Below are 250 nucleotides of genomic sequence, written 5' to 3' on the forward strand. Positions count from 1 at the left end.
GGCAAGTGCACGCCCTGTCGCATCGGTTCCACCCGTGGGGTGGAGACCCTGGACAAGATCGCCGCTGGCGGCCCGGGGCGCGAACAGCAGGTGCACCTGCTGCGCGACCTGTGCGACACCATGCTGGGCGGATCGCTGTGCGCGCTGGGGGGCATGGCGCCCTATCCGGTGCTGTCCGCGCTGAACCACTTCCCGCAGGACTTCGGCATCGAGTCCTCGCAGTCCGCCGCCCATCCCGCCTGAAGCCGAG

At 70.4% G+C, this 250-nt stretch carries 1 protein-coding gene; it reads left to right on the forward strand.

All coding sequences use genetic code 11. The features are described from left to right. Positions 1-243, forward strand: a 243-nt coding sequence (locus tag SB751_RS33550; RefSeq protein ID WP_410749440.1) for an NADH-ubiquinone oxidoreductase-F iron-sulfur binding region domain-containing protein, incomplete at its 5' end; no start/stop codon positions are given. Between the last annotated feature and the right edge of the window lie 7 nt (positions 244-250).

This window comes from Cupriavidus sp. SIMBA_020 (genome assembly GCF_046535395.1).
GTDB lineage: Bacteria > Pseudomonadota > Gammaproteobacteria > Burkholderiales > Burkholderiaceae > Cupriavidus > Cupriavidus campinensis.